At 64.9% G+C, this 15232-nt stretch carries 14 protein-coding genes and 1 pseudogene; 8 read left to right on the top strand and 7 right to left on the bottom strand.

The genetic code is table 11. From position 1 onward, the window contains the following. The first annotated feature begins 286 nt into the window (after positions 1 to 286). Positions 287 to 1168 (top strand): endonuclease domain-containing protein, encoded by an 882-nt coding sequence (locus tag IV501_RS02450; protein WP_200554814.1) that lies wholly within the window; start codon positions 287 to 289, stop codon positions 1166 to 1168. Between the two features lie 195 nt (positions 1169 to 1363). Here the strand turns inward: IV501_RS02450 and IV501_RS02445 are convergent, their stop codons facing one another. After that, positions 1364 to 1855, bottom strand: coding sequence for a GtrA family protein (locus IV501_RS02445; RefSeq protein ID WP_200554813.1), 492 nt, complete (start codon positions 1853 to 1855; stop codon positions 1364 to 1366). A 73-nt stretch (positions 1856 to 1928) separates the two neighbouring features. Between IV501_RS02445 and IV501_RS02440 the strand changes: the two are divergent. From IV501_RS02440 to IV501_RS02430, 3 genes and pseudogenes are all read left to right on the top strand, one after another. Continuing rightward, positions 1929 to 3068: pseudogene (locus tag IV501_RS02440) on the top strand (5-(carboxyamino)imidazole ribonucleotide synthase); the annotation flags it as partial. A 5-nt stretch (positions 3069 to 3073) separates the two neighbouring features. After that, on the top strand, positions 3074 to 3568 hold the full coding sequence (gene purE, locus IV501_RS02435; protein WP_200554811.1) for a 5-(carboxyamino)imidazole ribonucleotide mutase: 495 nt from the start codon (positions 3074 to 3076) through the stop codon (positions 3566 to 3568). After that, positions 3565 to 4899 (top strand): LCP family protein, encoded by a 1335-nt coding sequence (locus tag IV501_RS02430; RefSeq protein WP_307812138.1) that lies wholly within the window; start codon positions 3565 to 3567, stop codon positions 4897 to 4899. Before purE ends, IV501_RS02430 begins: the two co-directional genes overlap by 4 nt. A 3-nt stretch (positions 4900 to 4902) precedes the next feature. Here the strand turns inward: IV501_RS02430 and IV501_RS02425 are convergent, their stop codons facing one another. From IV501_RS02425 to rfbB, 4 genes are all read right to left on the bottom strand, one after another. Then, on the bottom strand, positions 4903 to 6045 hold the full coding sequence (locus IV501_RS02425) for a glycosyltransferase family 4 protein (RefSeq protein WP_200554810.1): 1143 nt from the start codon (positions 6043 to 6045) through the stop codon (positions 4903 to 4905). Positions 6046 to 6122: 77 nt separating this feature from the next. Further along, complete coding sequence (locus tag IV501_RS02420) at positions 6123 to 6290, bottom strand: hypothetical protein (protein WP_200554809.1); 168 nt, start codon at positions 6288 to 6290, stop codon at positions 6123 to 6125. Between the two features lie 261 nt (positions 6291 to 6551). After that, a complete protein-coding gene (gene rfbD, locus IV501_RS02415; RefSeq protein WP_200554808.1) occupies positions 6552 to 7403 on the bottom strand; it encodes a dTDP-4-dehydrorhamnose reductase in 852 nt (283 codons plus the stop codon). Next, positions 7400 to 8383, bottom strand: a complete 984-nt coding sequence (rfbB, locus tag IV501_RS02410) for a dTDP-glucose 4,6-dehydratase (protein ID WP_200554807.1) — start codon at positions 8381 to 8383, stop codon at positions 7400 to 7402. Before rfbB ends, rfbD begins: the two co-directional genes overlap by 4 nt. 272 nt (positions 8384 to 8655) lie before the next feature. On the opposite strand from rfbB, the gene IV501_RS02405 reads away from it, so the two are divergent. Next, entirely contained in the window at positions 8656 to 10683 is a 2028-nt protein-coding gene (locus IV501_RS02405; RefSeq protein ID WP_200554806.1) for a cell wall-binding repeat-containing protein, read from the top strand. Further along, positions 10655 to 11671 carry a glycosyltransferase domain-containing protein gene (locus IV501_RS02400; protein WP_200554805.1) on the top strand — a complete coding sequence of 339 codons (1017 nt, stop codon included), beginning with the start codon at positions 10655 to 10657 and terminating at the stop codon, positions 11669 to 11671. Before IV501_RS02405 ends, IV501_RS02400 begins: the two co-directional genes overlap by 29 nt. Positions 11672 to 11681: 10 nt before the next feature. Here IV501_RS02400 and IV501_RS02395 read toward each other — a convergent pair whose 3' ends face one another. Next, positions 11682 to 12644, bottom strand: coding sequence for a glycosyltransferase family 2 protein (locus IV501_RS02395; RefSeq protein WP_200554804.1), 963 nt, complete (start codon positions 12642 to 12644; stop codon positions 11682 to 11684). Between the two features lie 16 nt (positions 12645 to 12660). After that, positions 12661 to 13539, bottom strand: a complete 879-nt coding sequence (locus IV501_RS02390; protein ID WP_200554803.1) for a glycosyltransferase family 2 protein — start codon at positions 13537 to 13539, stop codon at positions 12661 to 12663. 84 nt (positions 13540 to 13623) lie between these two features. On the opposite strand from IV501_RS02390, the gene IV501_RS02385 reads away from it, so the two are divergent. Together IV501_RS02385 and IV501_RS02380 are read left to right on the top strand one after the other, a co-directional pair. After that, positions 13624 to 14460, top strand: coding sequence for an ABC transporter permease (locus IV501_RS02385; protein WP_200554802.1), 837 nt, complete (start codon positions 13624 to 13626; stop codon positions 14458 to 14460). Next, positions 14457 to 15197, top strand: coding sequence for an ABC transporter ATP-binding protein (locus IV501_RS02380; RefSeq protein ID WP_200554801.1), 741 nt, complete (start codon positions 14457 to 14459; stop codon positions 15195 to 15197). Before IV501_RS02385 ends, IV501_RS02380 begins: the two co-directional genes overlap by 4 nt. The last annotated feature ends 35 nt before the right edge of the window (positions 15198 to 15232 follow it).

Below are 15232 nucleotides of genomic sequence, written 5' to 3'. Positions count from 1 at the left end.
CGCCCGGTACTCCCCCCCCCCCCCCCGCACCCTCCGGTCCGCCAACAGGACCAGATCGCCTAATCGTCCGCCAACAGGACCAGATCGGGAGTTCTGTGGGCCGCATCCTGTTGACTGCAGCCGGCGGGGAGCGGGGAGCGGTGAGTCGGGAGCGGTGAGCCCTGCATCCGCCTGAGAGCGGTGTGCCGCGCATCCGTCCTCCTCCCCAGGGAGGCGAGTCGGGCATCCGTCCCCAACTTGCGTCAGCAGACCGGTGCGCGCGGGCGGTTGTGCGCACCATTGCTCCGTGCGCCGCGACCTCATGCTCGATCTCACCCGGTTCGGGATGCTGGCCCGCCGAGCCGATCTCCTCGCACTCGGTCACTCTCGCTCGAGCGTCAGCGCTGCCGTCCAATCGGGGATCCTTCGGGTTCCCCGCCGCGGCTGGGTCGCGGCGGCTGGCGTGGATCCGCTGGCGCTGAGAGCCGTGCGTTTGGGCGGCAAGCTCGGCGGCGCATCCGCTTTGGCACACCGTGGCATCTGGGTCGACGATGCCCCGCCGCTCGTCGTCTCCACCGCCCCGACCGCGAGCCGGCTTCCCGCCCTGCAGCCGGGAGAGAGTCGCGTCTGGCTGCCCGAGCGCTTTCCCGAGCTGACGGATGTGCGGTGGCGGGCGTCAGTGCGCGACGCGATCCTGCAGTACGGCCTGGTCGCGGGGCGAGACCAACTCATCGCGACGATGGACAGCGCGCTATTTCAGCGCTTCCTCACCTGGCAGGAGGTGGACGAGGTGCTCCCGCTCGTGCGCGAGGTCGCCCGACCGGGCCGCCGCGAGCTCGACGGACTCGCGATGTCTGGCACGGAATCTCGGATGCGCGTGGCGCTTCGACGGCGCGGGCTGAGGGTGCGAAGTCAGGTGTCGATCAGGCGGGTCGGGCAGGTCGATCTCGTTGTCGATGACTGGCTCATCGTCGAATGCGACAGCAGGCAGTTTCACGACGGTGAACCGCAGCAGATCGCCGATCGGCGTCGTGACGGGGAAGCCTCGCTCAGCAGCTACGGGAGCGCCCGATTTCACCACTCACAGATCATGTCCGACCTCGACTGGTGCGTTTCGGTCGTCGAGAGTCACCTCCGCCGGGGCCGCCCGGCTCGGTTAGACCGGAGCAAGCTGCAGTCAACAGGCTAGGCCCGGCCACATCCCCGAATCTGGCCTGTTGGCGGACGATTCGGCGATCTCATCCTGTTGACGGAGGGGTGAGGGACGGCCGGGAACGACGGAGGGGTGAGGGACGGCCGGGAGCGGCGGACGGGGTGAGGGGAGGAGACAGCGGACGAGCCGGGGTGGGGGAGGGAGGGGCCCCCCGGAGAGCGGATGTCCGCGCTAGTCGTCCGCCGGGATGGGCGTCGGCACGTGGCTCTCGTGCAGCGTCAGCGGCCGCGGCTCGTCGTTCTTCTCCTCGCGGAACACCCACAGGCGGTAGAAGGTGAACCGGAACGCGGTGCCGAGCACCAGGCCGATGACATTGCTGGAGATGTTGTCGGCCAGCACCGAGGTGTAGCCGAGCACGTAGTGCGACACCCACAGGCAGCCGAGGCCGATGAGCAGGCCGCCACCGCTGACGAGGGCGAATTCGAGACCCTCGCGGGCCACGTTCGGGCGCTTGCGATCACCGAACGTCCAGTAGCGGTTGCCGATCCAGTTGACGATGATGGCCAGCAGGGTGGAGACGATCTTCGCGTAGAGCGGGCCGTGCGACACGTCATCCGGTGACAGGACCGTGGCGCGCAGGAGGTTGAACACCCCGACGTCGATCAGAAAGCCGACGCCGCCGACGAGTCCGAAGCGGACGAGCTGGGCGAACAGACGGCGCATGTGTTCCTTGTGCGATGAGCGAAGATTGAGGGGTCGGAGCAATCCTAATTGCGTCTAATGCCAGCGAACTGACCAGGGAGAAACCATGCCAACAGTCGGAGTGATCGGCGGCGGCCAGCTTGCCAGGATGATGATCCCCGCGGCGGTGAACCTCGGGCTCGAGCTGCGCGTGCTGGCCGAGACTGCAGGGGAGTCAGCAGCGATGGCCGTGACGTCCATCGGCAGTCACACCTCCCTCGACGACGTGCTGGCCTTCGCCGAGACCGTCGACGTGGTGACCTTCGACCATGAGCACGTGCCGCAGGAGATTTTGCGCGAACTGGTGAGCCGCGGCATCCGTGTGCGTCCGGCCCCCGACGCGCTGCTGTACGCACAAGACAAGCTGCTGATGCGCGAGAAGCTGGCCGAGTTCGGCCTGCCGATGCCGGAGTGGGCACGCATCGAAAAAGCGGCTGACTTGGACGCGTTCCTCGCCGACAACGGCGGGCGGGTGGTGGTGAAAACCGCCCGAGGTGGTTACGACGGCAAGGGCGTGCGCGTGGTGTCGAGCGCCGCCGAGATCGAGGACTGGCTGGCCCTCGGCGAGCCGCTGCTGGCGGAGGAGCTGGTCGAGTTCCAGCGCGAGCTCGCGCAACTGGTGGCCCGCCGCGATTCGGGCGAGCTCGTCGCCTGGCCCGTGGTGGAGAGCATCCAGCGTGACGGCGTCTGCGCCGAGGTGATCGCCCCCGCTCCCGACTCCGAGGGGCGCGTGGCGGATGTCGCGGCCCAGATCGCGCGGACGGTGGCCGAGGGACTCGGCGTCACCGGCGTTCTCGCGGTGGAGCTGTTCCAGACCACCGACCAGCGCCTGCTCATTAACGAGCTCGCGATGCGTCCGCACAACACCGGCCACTGGACCCAGGATGCCGCCGTCACCAGCCAGTTCGAACAGCACCTGCGTGCCGTGCTCGACCTGCCTCTGGGGTCGACGGATGCCCGCGACACCTGGGCGGTCATGGTCAATATCCTGGGTGGGCCGGCCGAGGGTTCGCTGGCGGATCGCTACCCGCACGCGTTCGCCGATCAGCCGGCCGTGAAGGTGCACAACTACGGCAAGACCCCGCGCCCGGGGCGCAAGGTCGGTCACGTCAACGCGTACGGCCCGGATCTCACCGAAACCGTGGTGTTGGCGCGCGCCGCTGCGGCCTACTTTCAGGAGCAGAACCTAGGCTGATTGCCATGCCCGAGCCCCGCGTCGCCGTCATCATGGGATCAGACTCCGACTGGAACGTGATGAAGGCCGCCGCCGACGTGCTCACCCAGTTCGGCATCGATTTCGAGGTGGAGGTCGTCTCCGCCCACCGCACCCCTGACAAGATGATGGCGTTCGGCACGCAGGCGGCCGGTCGCGGGCTTCGCGTCATCATCGCCGGCGCCGGTGGCGCGGCGCACCTCCCCGGCATGGTGGCCTCCGTCACCACGCTTCCCGTCATCGGCGTGCCGGTTCCGCTGGCCAAGCTCGACGGTCTCGATTCTCTGCTGTCGATCGTGCAGATGCCCGCCGGGATTCCCGTGGCGACGGTGAGCATCGGGGGAGCGCAGAACGCCGGTCTTCTCGCGGTGCGGATGCTCGCGGCATCCGACCCCCAGCTCACGGAGCGACTGCTCGAGTACGCCGCGTCGCTGGCGGCGCTGGTGGAGCAGAAGAACACGGCGTTACAGGCGAGCTTGTGAGCGCAACCACCTCCGTTCGATTCCCCGGGGCGGCGCCCTCCGAGGTGATGGCGCGTCGAGCCTGGTGGCTGGTCGCGCTCAACCTGCTCATCCCGGGGTCGGCGCAGTTGCTCGCCGGCAATCGTAAGGTCGGCCGGTTTGCTGTCTCGACCACGTTCTTCCTCTGGGGCCTGGCCCTCGTCGCCCTGGTCACCTGGCTGGTCGCGCACACGGCGATCTACTCGATCGTCACCAGTGTGATCGGGCTGACCGCCCTGCAGGTCTTGTTCGCCGCATTCGCGATCCTCTGGACGATCCTCACCCTCGACACGCTCCGGATGGTGCGGCTCGTGAAGCTCGCGCCGGCGGCTGGTGTGCTGGTCGCGTTCGTCACCGTTGCGGGGCTCGTACTCACCGCGGGCAGCGCCGGCTATGCGGCCGTCTCGACCGGAGCCGCCCGATCGGCTCTCTCCCAGATATTCGGGGGCTCGTCAATGGCGACGCCGGTCGACGGCCGGTACAACATCCTGCTGCTCGGTGGCGACGCCGGCCCCGACCGCACGGGTCTCCGGCCCGACAGTACCTCGGTGGCCAGCGTCGATGCCGTAACCGGCGCGACGACGATCATCGGCATCCCCCGCAACCTGGAGAAGGCGACGTTCACGAAGGGTTCGCCTCTGTGGGGGCCCTTCCCCGACGGCTACAACTGCGGTGATCAATGCCTGATCGACTACATCTACACGTATGCCGAAGAACATCCGTCCCTGTACCCGAAGGCGACCGAGCAGGGATCGTCGCCGGGCATTCAGGCGATGATGGATGCCGCGGGCGGGGTCACGGGACTCACGATCCAGTACTTCGCCCTGATCGACATGCAGGGCTTCGCCGACCTGGTCGATGCAGTCGGCGGCGTCACGGTCGACGTGCCGGCCCGGCTCGCCTACGGGCCCGTGACGGCCAAGCAGCCCTACGGCTACTTCGAGGCCGGCAAACAGCACCTCGATGGTGCCCTCGCGCTCTGGTACGGCCGCTCGCGCTATAACGGCAGTGACTTCGATCGCATGGAGCGCCAGCGCCAGGTGCAGACGGCGATCATCCAGCAGGTGCAGCCGTCGGTGGTCGTCACAAAGTTTCAGGAGATCGCGGCGGCGGGGGCCCAGGTGATCAAGACGGATGTCCCTACCGCGGCGATTCCCGGATTCATCGACCTTGCCGGCAAGGGTCGCAAACTCCCGGTGACGCAGCTCGAGCTGGTGCCGCCGCAGTTCGACAACGGCAACCCAAACTACGACAAGATCCACGCCGCGGTGAAGGTTGCGACGTCCCCGGTGACGGCGACGCCAACTCCTTAACCGCTAGAGGTCGGCGTGTAGCTGCCAGACCTTCTCGGCGGAGTCTTTCCAGCTGAAGGTCTTGGCGCGGTCCTGCCCCTCGTAGCCCATCCGCTCGGCCAGGGCCGGGTCGTTCAGCACGGTGGCGATCGCTTCCGCGAGCCGTTCAGGATACGTCGCCCGGTCAGCGCGGGCGACCGCGATGCCCGCGCCCGCCGACACCTCAAGCAGAGCCGGGTCATCCGAGTGCACGACGGGCGTACCGAGGCTGAATGCCTCCACCATCGGGAGTCCGAAACCCTCGGCGAGGCTCGGGTACACGAAAACGGATGCGCGGTCGAGCGCGACGGCGAGGTCGGCGTCGGCCAGGTACCCCAGCGACCGTACGCGGCCTTCTTCGAGTCCGGCCTCGGCGGCCACCGCGGCCAGATCGAGCCCCTGCCACCCCTCCGGTCCGGCCACGAGCAGCGGGATGTCCGCCAACTCCGGCTGCTTCAGGGCGTTGATGAGCTCGATGACGCCCTTGTGCGTCTGCAGCGTTCCCACGCTGAGCAGATAGCGGTCGGGCAGCTCCATGCGAGCTGCGCGCTCGTCTGGGTCGACCGGGAGTCGCAGCTTGGAACTGACGGCCCCGCCGATCACCCGCACCCGTTCGCCGAAATCGAAGATATTTTTCAGCCCCGCTGCTACCGCGTGGGTGGGGACGACCACGGCATCCGCGTACTTGTATGCGCGCTTGGCCATCGCTTTGTACCAGCCGAGCCGGCGCGAGGTGAGTGCCTCGGGATTGGTCCACGGAACGACGTCGTGGATCGTGACGACGACCTGTTCGCCCTGGTTGTTGACGCGGTCGTGACGGGCCAGGGGTGCGAACAAGCCGGTGGCGTGCAGCATGCCAGAGCCCGGGAGCCGGGTGAAGCCGTGCTGCCAGGCGAGCTCGAGTTCGCGGCGGGCGAGGGTTGTCTTGTGCAGTCCCGCGAGACCGGGAAGGAGTGTCTGGATGAGCTCGTAGTCGGCCTCAGAGGAGGCGGACACCACCCCGGCGACGTTGCAGCCGAGTGGAGCAGTGGCGATCAGCTGCCGGGTCAACTCCTCGGTGTATCGGCCGATACCGCCCGGGATGGGGGCGACGATCTGGTCGACGATCACGCGCAGAGTCGTGGTCATGGTGCTCCAATGTGATTGCCGGATGTTGTCCGAACCCCCACAGGGAGTTTACCCGCGGGGTCCAAAGCCCTTCGCAGCTAGTCGGCCCACGCTCCCAGGGTGAACAACCAGGTGTTGATGCCGAGCAGCACAAGCCCGAAGGCCAGCAACGCCCAGTACACCCAGCGCCGCTTCAGCAGCAGCGCTACCAGTCCGGCGCAGCAGAGCAGCGCGAATACGATGTCGATTACGAGCTGAAAACGCACGTCCGCAGCGGGCTTGCCGCACCCGAGAACAGGCGGGCGAGCCCGCCCGCCCGCGCGGGGTAGCCCGGAAAGAACGCCACCCAAGTGGAGTGCGAGTCGACAGAGAAGTAACCGCTCTTCGCGATGTCGGCGAAGTAGAGGCTGTCCCACCGTCGAACACAGGGGCGCGCCAGCGCGCGCGACCGCAGCCAATGGCCGGTTTCTCAGTGATGGTCGGGCTCGGCGCGCTGGTCACGACTCGAACTTTACGGTGCGCTGTCGTTACGGCGTGATGGCGCCGTTCGCGGCCGCCTCGCTCAGCGCTTCGCGCCAGTCGCGCATCGGAGCAAGCCCGGCCGCGGCCCAGGCGTCGTGCCCGAGCACGGAGTAACTCGGCCGTGGTGCCGGGCGCACGAAGTCGGCACTGGTCGTCGGGAGCACCCGCGCCGGGTCCAGGCCGGCCTCGATGTAGATCGCCTTGGCGAAGTCGAACCAGGTCGTCTCGCCACTGTTGGTGCCGTGATAGATGCCGGCTGGGGCATCCGAATCGACCAGCGCGACGATTTGGGCCGCGAGGTCGCCGGTCCAGGTCGGCTGTCCGCGCTGATCGTCGACGACCGAGACGGTGTCGTGGGTGGCAGCCAGCTTCACCATGGTCTTAGCGAAGTTCGCGCCGCCGGCACCGTAAAGCCAGGCCGTGCGCACGACGTAGGTGCCATCGGGGTGCGCTTCCAGCGCGAGCCGCTCGCCTTCGCCCTTCGTGCGGCCGTAGGCCGAGATCGGTCCGCGCGGGGTGTTCTCGGCGTACGGCGTCGTGGCCGAGCCGTCGAAGACGTAGTCGGTCGACACGGTCACCAGCTTGGCGCCGGTCTCCGATGCCGCGATCGCGAGATTCTGCACGCCGACAGCGTTCACGGCATAGGCCGTATCCTCGTCGGTCTCGGCCGCGTCGACCTTCGTGTAGGCAGATGCATTGATCATCACGTCGTGCCCGGCAACCGCAGCACGCACGGACTCCAGGTCGGTGACGTCGAGGTCGGCGCGACCGAGAGCGGTGACGTGTCGTCCGGCAAGCGCGAGTTGCAGGTCGCGGCCCAGCTGGCCGTGTGCACCGGCGATCAGGTAGCGGGTCACAGCGCTGCGCGCTCCTTCAGCGGCTCCCACCATGCACGATTCTCGCGGTACCACTGCACGACGTCGGCGAGGCCCTGCTCGAACGGCACCTGCGGCTCGTAGCCGAGTTCGGCCTGGATCTTGGAGATGTCCACGCTGTAACGCAGGTCGTGGCCGAGGCGGTCCTGCACGCGGTCGACGTACGACCAGTCTTTGCCGGTCGCCTGCAGCAGCAGCTCGGTCAGCTCCTTGTTGGTGAGTTCGGTGCCGCCACCGATGTTGTAGATCTCGCCGGCGCGGCCGCGCGTGAGCACCATCGCGATGCCGCGGGTGTGGTCATCCACATGCAGCCAGTCACGGATGTTGTTGCCCTCGCCGTAGAGCGGCACGTGCTTGTCGTCGATGAGGTTCGTGACGAACAGCGGGATGACTTTCTCGGGGAAGTGGTACGGGCCGTAGTTGTTCGAGCAGCGGGTGATCGACACGTTGAGGCCGTGGGTGCGGAAGTAGCTGCGCGCGAGCAGGTCGCTGCCGGCCTTCGACGCGGAGTACGGCGAGTTCGGCTCCAACGGGCGGGTCTCGTCCCACGATCCCTCGGCGATGGAGCCGTAGACCTCATCGGTGGAGACGTGCACGAAGCGCTGGAGGTTCGAGCGGAGCGCAGCATCCAGCAGTCGCTGCGTGCCGAGCACGTTGGTCTCGACGAAGATGCCGGAGTCGCGCACCGAGCGGTCGACGTGCGACTCAGCGGCGAAGTGCACGACGGCGTCGACGGTCGGGAACAGCTGGTCGAGAAGTTCAGAATCGCGGATGTCGCCCTTGACGAAGGAATACCGCGGCGAGTCCGCAATGGGGGCGAGATTCTCGAGGTTGCCCGAGTAGGTCAGCGCGTCGAGCACGACGACCTCGGCGCCTTCGAGGCCGGGGTAGGCGTCCTGCAGCGTGCGACGGACAAAGTTCGAGCCGATAAAACCGGCGCCGCCGGTGACGAGAATTTTCATGCCTGAAATCTTTCGGAAGGGAGCGGTCCTATGCAAAAAGGTCTCCCTGATCCTACCGGTCGGGCTATTTTGCCCGGACGGGGGGTTGGCTGGACCGGCGTTGACTGGTTATATCGTCGAGGGAAGAAAACCCGGTCTCTTCTCGAAACAGCGCCTGTGCGGCGCGCTGTAGCGCTTAGGCGTCCAAGGTTGGTCGCTCGTTAGTATGCAAGAGCTTTGGTATGACCGACTCGGGATGTGGACACATGCGGTACAGGACATCGATTCCTCTTATGGGGGCACGTAATCGCGGCCGACTGGTCGCCGCGGGTCTCTCGCTGGCGCTGCTCGTCGGAGGGCTGGTGGCGATTCAGTCTCCAACTGCCGCACAGGCTCTCGACGGCTCCCAGTTCAACGCTGGCCACATCATCGACGACTCGAAGTTCTACGACGGCAACGCCCTGTCGCAGGCGCAGATCCAGTCGTTTCTGGAGTCGAAGCAACCGGGCGCATGTGGGGCGAACGGCTGTCTCAAGAGTTATGTGACCCCAACGACGAGCCAGCCGTCACGGAGCTCTTCGGCTACCGGCAATCTGGTCTGCAGCGCCTATCCGAGTGAAGGCAACGAGTCGGCCGCTCGCATCATCTTCAAAGTGCAGCAGGCGTGTGGCATCAGCGCCCGGGTAATTCTGGTGACCCTGCAAAAGGAGGAGGCGCTCATCACCGGCACCTCGCCGACGCTGGCCAATCTGAGAATTGCAATGGGGTACGCCTGCCCAGATCACGGTGCGGTGTGCGACACGAAGTACTACGGATTCTTCAACCAGATCTACTGGGGAACCTGGCAACTCAAGGTCTACAAGGCGGGGCGTTTCGCCCGGCAGCCCGGCGTGCAGGAGGTCGCTTACAGCACCGTGGCGAGTTGCGGGTCGAAGACAGTCAACGTCGACAACTATGCGACCGCCGCTCTGTACAACTACACCCCCTACACCCCGAACGCCGCGGCCCTCGCGAACCTCTACGGGACCGCGCCGTGCGGCGCTTATGGCAACCGCAACTTCTGGGTCTACTACAACCAATGGTTCGGCGGACCGAGCGGAGATCCTACCGGAGCACTGCAGACCGTGACCGGGGCGGCAAACAGCCTCTCCGTCACGGGATGGGCGGTCGACCCGGACGTGCTGGGCACCGCCATCAACGTGAGGGTGCGCGGTAACGGCTGGAGCACTCTCATCCCAGCCGGAGGAGCGAATGCCGCAGCCGATGCGGCCGTCCCCGGGGCCGGACCGAACCACGGGTTCGCCATGACGGTCACCGCCGCTCCTGGGACCCAATCGGTCTGCGCCGATGCGGAGAACCAGTCGCTCGGTACCGACATCAACCTCGGCTGCACCACGGTCACCGTTGGCTCCGTTGTCACATCGTCGTCTCGAGTTGCCGGTACGGATCGCTACGACACGGCCGTTCAGATCTCGCAGAAGAACTTCGCTGCCGGGGTGCCCGTCGCCTACATCGCGTCGGGCGAGAATTTCCCGGATGCTCTCAGCGCTGTTCCGATCGCCGCTGCTCGCCGGGCACCGTTGTTGCTCGCGACCAGCGCGGCGGTGCCAGCCAATGTCCTGGCTGAACTCGCGCGACTACAGCCGCAACAGATTGTTGTTGTCGGTGGCCCTTCTGCTATCTCGGCCAGTGCTTTCGCGCAGCTGTCCTCCGTTTCGCCGAGCGTCGTGAGGATCAGCGGCACGGATCGTTTCGGTACCTCCATCGCTGTGGGAAGCAGCCTGTACGGCCCGGCGAACCCCGCGACCACCGCCTACATCGCGACCGGAGCGAACTTCCCCGATGCGATCTCGGCAGCGTCGGCCGCAGGCTCGCAGAGGGCTCCCCTGTTGTTGGTCGACGGGTCGGCCACGGCAGTTCCGTCCGCCATTGCAGACTCTCTTCGCTCGTTTGGCGTGACGAAACTCGTCATCGTGGGCGGTGAGGCGGCAATCTCAGCCGGCATGACTTCCGCTCTTGGTGCGTTCGGTACCGTCACGCGAATTGCGGGCCCGGACCGGTATTCCACCTCCGCCAGCGTCAATGCTGCAGCCTTCCCCGCGGCGACCTCTGCCTATCTCGCGACCGGCACGGCTTACGCGGACGGGCTCACCGGAGGCGCTGTCGCCGGAGCGAACTCCGTACCTCTGTTCCTCTCCCCGCAGTCTTGTGTTCCGGCATCCGTCATCGATCAGATGGTGAGAACGCGCACGGCGACTCTGACCCTGCTCGGTGGCGCGTCAGCGCTCGGCGATGGTGTTTCTGGTCTCATGCCCTGCTAGCGTTTCTTGGGCCGAGTGGATATGGCCGTCTCCCGTCCAGCACCTCGTGCTCTACCCGACTGGAGAGGACCATCAGTTGACGGCAGAACCACGCCGAGTCGTCTATACCGCACTCATCGGCAGGTACGAGCAACTCAATGAGCAGCCTGTCGCGCTAGAGACCGATATCGAATTCATCTGCTTCACTGATGACGAACAGCTCACAAGCAAGACCTGGAATATTCGGCTGATTACTCCGAGGTTTCCTCTCGACACCATCAGGAGCGCGCGCTACCTCAAGGTGCGTGGGCCGGAGATTCTTGGCGACTACGACGAAACTCTCTGGATCGACAACAGTGTCAGGCTGCGGGCGACACCCAATCTGCTGCTGGACGAATGGCTCAGGGAGACCGATCTCGCCATTCCCGGCCATAGCTGGAGAACCAGTGTGATCGGGGAGTTTGACGCGGTCGCCGCGGACGGCTACGACGACCCTTCCCGCGTGTACGAACAGCTGATCCACTACTCGACCATCGTCCCGGCCGTGTTGGAGGAGGTGCCGTACTGGACGGCGCTTTTGGCTCGGCGCCGGACTTCCGAGGTGGATGCGGCCATGCAGCTCTGGTGGGACCACCTTCTGCGATATTCTCGCCGAGACCAGCTTTCGGTCAATTTCGCCCTGCGGAGCTCCGAGGTGGCTGTCACTCGGATGGTCTTGGACAATTCATCATCCCTCTGGCACGAGTGGCCCATTCGAGTTGATCGCAAGTGGGACGTCACGCGCGACCGGATGACATCGGCGCTGCGCATCCCCTCCGCGGAGATCGGTCGACTCGAGAACGAACTGGCCGCCATCCGGGCGGACCAGTCGAACCTCATGGCTGAGTGCCAGGTGCTGAAAGAAGAGGTCCTCGAGGCGAACGAACTCGCCGCCTCGTTCCAATCCAGCGCTTCGTGGAAACTCACGGCTCCCATTCGAAGAGTCCTGTCACTCTTTCATCCGCGCTGATCGCTCGCTCTCACGAGCGCGAGGCTGGTCTCGTGGGGATGTGCCCCGGGATGCTCAGCCAGTCGAAGAAGTCTTCCTTGCGATCGAAGAGCGCGTGACCCTGGTCCCGCTCGCTCAGCACGAACGAGAACGGCGACTCGACCATCGCGAGCGTCCATCCACTGTGTGCTGCGTAGCGGCTCATCCAGATGTCCTCCATGAAGAGGAATCGTGGGGGGATTGAGTGGAAGAATTCGGGGTCGTTGACGATGGCCGAATCACACACGCATCCACCGGTACCGATGTGATCCGCTAGCTGGCCGGTCGCTTCGAGCTGCGTGCGATTCCAGTACGCCCCGTCGTTCGTCCACGCCCAGACCCCTCGCACCGATCGCGGAGTAGCTGCGGCGAGGAGGTCGCTGACGAAGGTCGGCCCGAAGTTCTGGTCGTCGTCCATCATGATGTACGCACCGGTGTAGCCTCGCGCTACCAGCTCGCGCGCTGCGAGGAACCGGCCCATCCCTCCGATGTTGTGCGGGGACTCGACGAACTCGACGCTGTTCAACATCTCCGTCGGTGTGAACTCGTCGATGGCCCGCCGATACTGGGCGGAATGGTCAGGCTGGTTGTTCCAGAGCACAAGTCGAATCGTCGACTCCGTCGTCTGGGAAGAGAGGATGCCAAGAATGTCGGCTAACCGTTCCGGCCGGTTCCAGAGACAGACGATGACGGCCACGGCAGTCGAACTCGGGGTGCCGACGAGTTCCTCGAAAACGATCGGGCCCCGAAGGAGGTCCCGGTAGGCCCGTGTCCGCCGACATTGCTCCGGCAGTCGCCGAATCGTTGCCGCCGTTTTGTGGGTGCCGTTCAGAATGGCCTGAACAAGTCGCCGACAGGTTGCGACGGCGCTACGGGTGTTCGTGAGTGCACGGCGAGCCGGTGACTCGAGGCCGAGCCGGCGCACCAGCGAGACCGAGCGGGATATGAGGGTCATGATCTCCCGTTGCCAATCAGGGGCGCCGCGAACGCCGCGCGAGCAAGGCCGACCTCACGGCGAGTCCGATCGACAGAGTGACCCGCACCGGCCATAGCACCCAACCCGAGTATTTTCGGCTGAGGAACCGGCGCGCGCTCGTGTGGTGGGCTCTGATCATCAGGCCGGAGTTGTCGCTGGTCGAGTGGGCCCCGCTGTGCGTCACGACCGCGTCCGGCTCGTAGACGTTCCTGAACCCGGCCTTGCCGAGTCGGTAGCCGAGGTCGACATCTTCGAAGTACATGAAGTATCCGTCATCGAATCCGCCGAGGCTGTCGAATGCCGAGCGACGCACGAGTAGGCATGCCCCCGAGAGCCAGCCCGCATCCCGGCGTTCTTCAGTGGTGGACGTGTCGCGCCGGTAGGCACGCGTCCACGGGTTGCCGATCCAGATGTTGGCGAAGAGGGCGTGACCGATCCCGGTGCGCAGGGAGGGCACAGCTCGCGCCGACGGATACACCGCGCCATCCGTCATAATCGACGGACCAACCGCTCCGATCATAGGATCTGTGCTTCCGACAGCGAGAAGAGTGTCGATCGAGCCTGGCTGCAGCACAACATCCGGGTTGCTGATCAGCACCCACTCGATCGAATTCGGCAGGGTGCGCACCGCCAGGTTCATCGCGCCACCGTAGCCGTAATTGTGATCGAGAGGCAGATAGGACGCCGCGGCCGCGCGAGCCAGGCGTTCGGCCTCGGAGTCGTTGGCGCGGTTGTCTGCTACGACGACGGCGAGGGGAAGAGCGCTCGCGGCCGGCACGGAATCCAGGAATCCGCCGAGCACGTCGGCCGAGCCAAAGCTGACCGTCACGACACCGACCACGGGCGGGGAAGGCTGGTGCGCGGAGGGTGTCATCGGTAGGTAATCATACTTCTAGGCTAGATTGTTCCGAGCTTCACGGCTCGATTCGTGAGCGCACGTGAACTCCAGCGAGGATCGATGAAATACCTGAACGAAGTGTGGGGCTCCCGCGAGCTGCTCTTCAACCTCACCTCTCGCGAGGTCAGGGGTAAGTACAAGCGCACGGTGTTCGGCCAACTCTGGTCATTGGTCAACCCTCTTGCTTTGATGCTCATCTATACGTTCGTCTTTGGGTTCATCTTCAAGAGCAACCCTCCTCCCGGGAGCCCGAGCGGTCTCGATGTGTTTCCGTTGTGGCTTCTGTGTGGATTGCTCCCGTGGACCTTCTTTTCCAGCGTGGTGTCGACAAGTGCCGGTTCGCTTGTCGCGAACTCCGGTCTCATTCAGAAAGTGTCGTTCAGTCGCATAGTGCTCCCACTGTCGACAGTCGGGGCGAGCGCCTACAACTGGGCGTTCGAAATGGTCGTGCTGCTTATTGCAATTACGATCGCCGGTGGGTTTGTGCTTCCGTGGCTGCCGCTGGTTATCGTCGCGATGGCGCTGCTCGCGGTGTTCGCCGCCGGGATCGGTCTTTTGTTCTCGATCATGACGGTGTACTTCCGTGACACAGAATATCTCCTCGGGATCGTTCTCCAGTTTTGGATCTATCTCACGCCGATCATCTACCCGATCTCCCTGGTGACCAATGAATCAGCCAAACACGATGGCCTGCTGGGAACACCCATTACGATTCTCGGTCTTTACGAACTCAACCCGATGGTGCATTTCACGGCGATCTTCCGAGAATTGATCTACGACAATCGCTGGCCAGACACGAACGAATGGCTTATCTGTGTGCTTTGGTCGCTTGCCGCGATCGGGTTCGGAATGCTGGTCTTCCGCAAGAACGAACGCAACCTGGCGGAGGCCCTGTGAGCAACATCGCTGTCAGTGTGGATCATGTCACCAAGAGCTTCCGGATGTACCACGAGCGCAATCAGAGCCTGAAATCCGCCATCATGCGCGGTCGGACATCCGTGCATGAGGACTTCCTGGCTCTGGACGACGTCTCTTTCGACGTTCCCATCGGGTCGACCTTCGGATTGATCGGGAGCAACGGCTCGGGAAAGTCGACTCTGCTTAAGTGCCTGGCGAACATCTACTACCCGAACAAGGGCGAAATCACCCACTTTGGCAAGATCGCGGCGATGCTCGAGGTGGGATCCGGTTTCCACGCCGAGCTCTCCGGCCGGGAGAACATCTTCCTCAACGGCTCGATCCTCGGGATGTCGAAGAAGGAAGTTACCCGCAAGTTCGACGAAATAGTTGACTTCTCGGGCGTCGAGCAGTTCATCGACCAGCCGGTGAAGAACTATTCCTCCGGCATGTATGTGCGTCTCGGTTTCGCTATCGCCATCAATGTCGACCCGGACATCCTCGTGGTGGATGAAGTCCTTGCGGTAGGAGACGCCGAATTCCAGGAGAAGTGCTTCCGCAAGTTTGAGGACTTCAAGAGGGCTGGCAAGACCGTCATCCTGGTCAGCCATTCGATGGACACCGTCCAGAACATGTGCGACCACGCAGCGTGGCTCAACCGTGGAGAGCTCAGGGCCGTCGGCGCAGCAAAGCCGACCATCGCGGCCTACCTGGACTCACTCCACATTCCCGAGTAGCCCGATCGGGATTGCCGAACGGTGCCCTCCGATAG

The sequence above is a fragment of the Lacisediminihabitans changchengi genome (assembly GCF_016634425.1).
Classification (GTDB): Bacteria; Actinomycetota; Actinomycetes; order Actinomycetales; family Microbacteriaceae; genus Lacisediminihabitans; species Lacisediminihabitans changchengi.
The sequence above is the reverse complement of the archived record's forward strand: the minus strand, read 5'-3'. Positions and strand labels throughout refer to the sequence as shown.

What these genes read in the sequence shown, in the direction of transcription:
- IV501_RS02445 (WP_200554813.1), bottom strand. Translation starts at nt 1,855, where the DNA reads ATGCGCCGTCTGTTCGCCCAGCTCGTCCGCTTCGGACTCGTCGGCGGC.
- purE (WP_200554811.1), top strand. Translation starts at nt 3,074, where the DNA reads ATGCCCGAGCCCCGCGTCGCCGTCATCATGGGATCAGACTCCGACTGG.
- IV501_RS02425 (WP_200554810.1), bottom strand. Translation starts at nt 6,045, where the DNA reads ATGACCACGACTCTGCGCGTGATCGTCGACCAGATCGTCGCCCCCATC.
- rfbB (WP_200554807.1), bottom strand. Translation starts at nt 8,383, where the DNA reads ATGAAAATTCTCGTCACCGGCGGCGCCGGTTTTATCGGCTCGAACTTT.
- IV501_RS02405 (WP_200554806.1), top strand. Translation starts at nt 8,656, where the DNA reads ATGGGGGCACGTAATCGCGGCCGACTGGTCGCCGCGGGTCTCTCGCTG.
- IV501_RS02400 (WP_200554805.1), top strand. Translation starts at nt 10,655, where the DNA reads ATGGTGTTTCTGGTCTCATGCCCTGCTAGCGTTTCTTGGGCCGAGTGG.
- IV501_RS02395 (WP_200554804.1), bottom strand. Translation starts at nt 12,644, where the DNA reads ATGACCCTCATATCCCGCTCGGTCTCGCTGGTGCGCCGGCTCGGCCTC.
- IV501_RS02390 (WP_200554803.1), bottom strand. Translation starts at nt 13,539, where the DNA reads ATGACACCCTCCGCGCACCAGCCTTCCCCGCCCGTGGTCGGTGTCGTG.
- IV501_RS02385 (WP_200554802.1), top strand. Translation starts at nt 13,624, where the DNA reads ATGAAATACCTGAACGAAGTGTGGGGCTCCCGCGAGCTGCTCTTCAAC.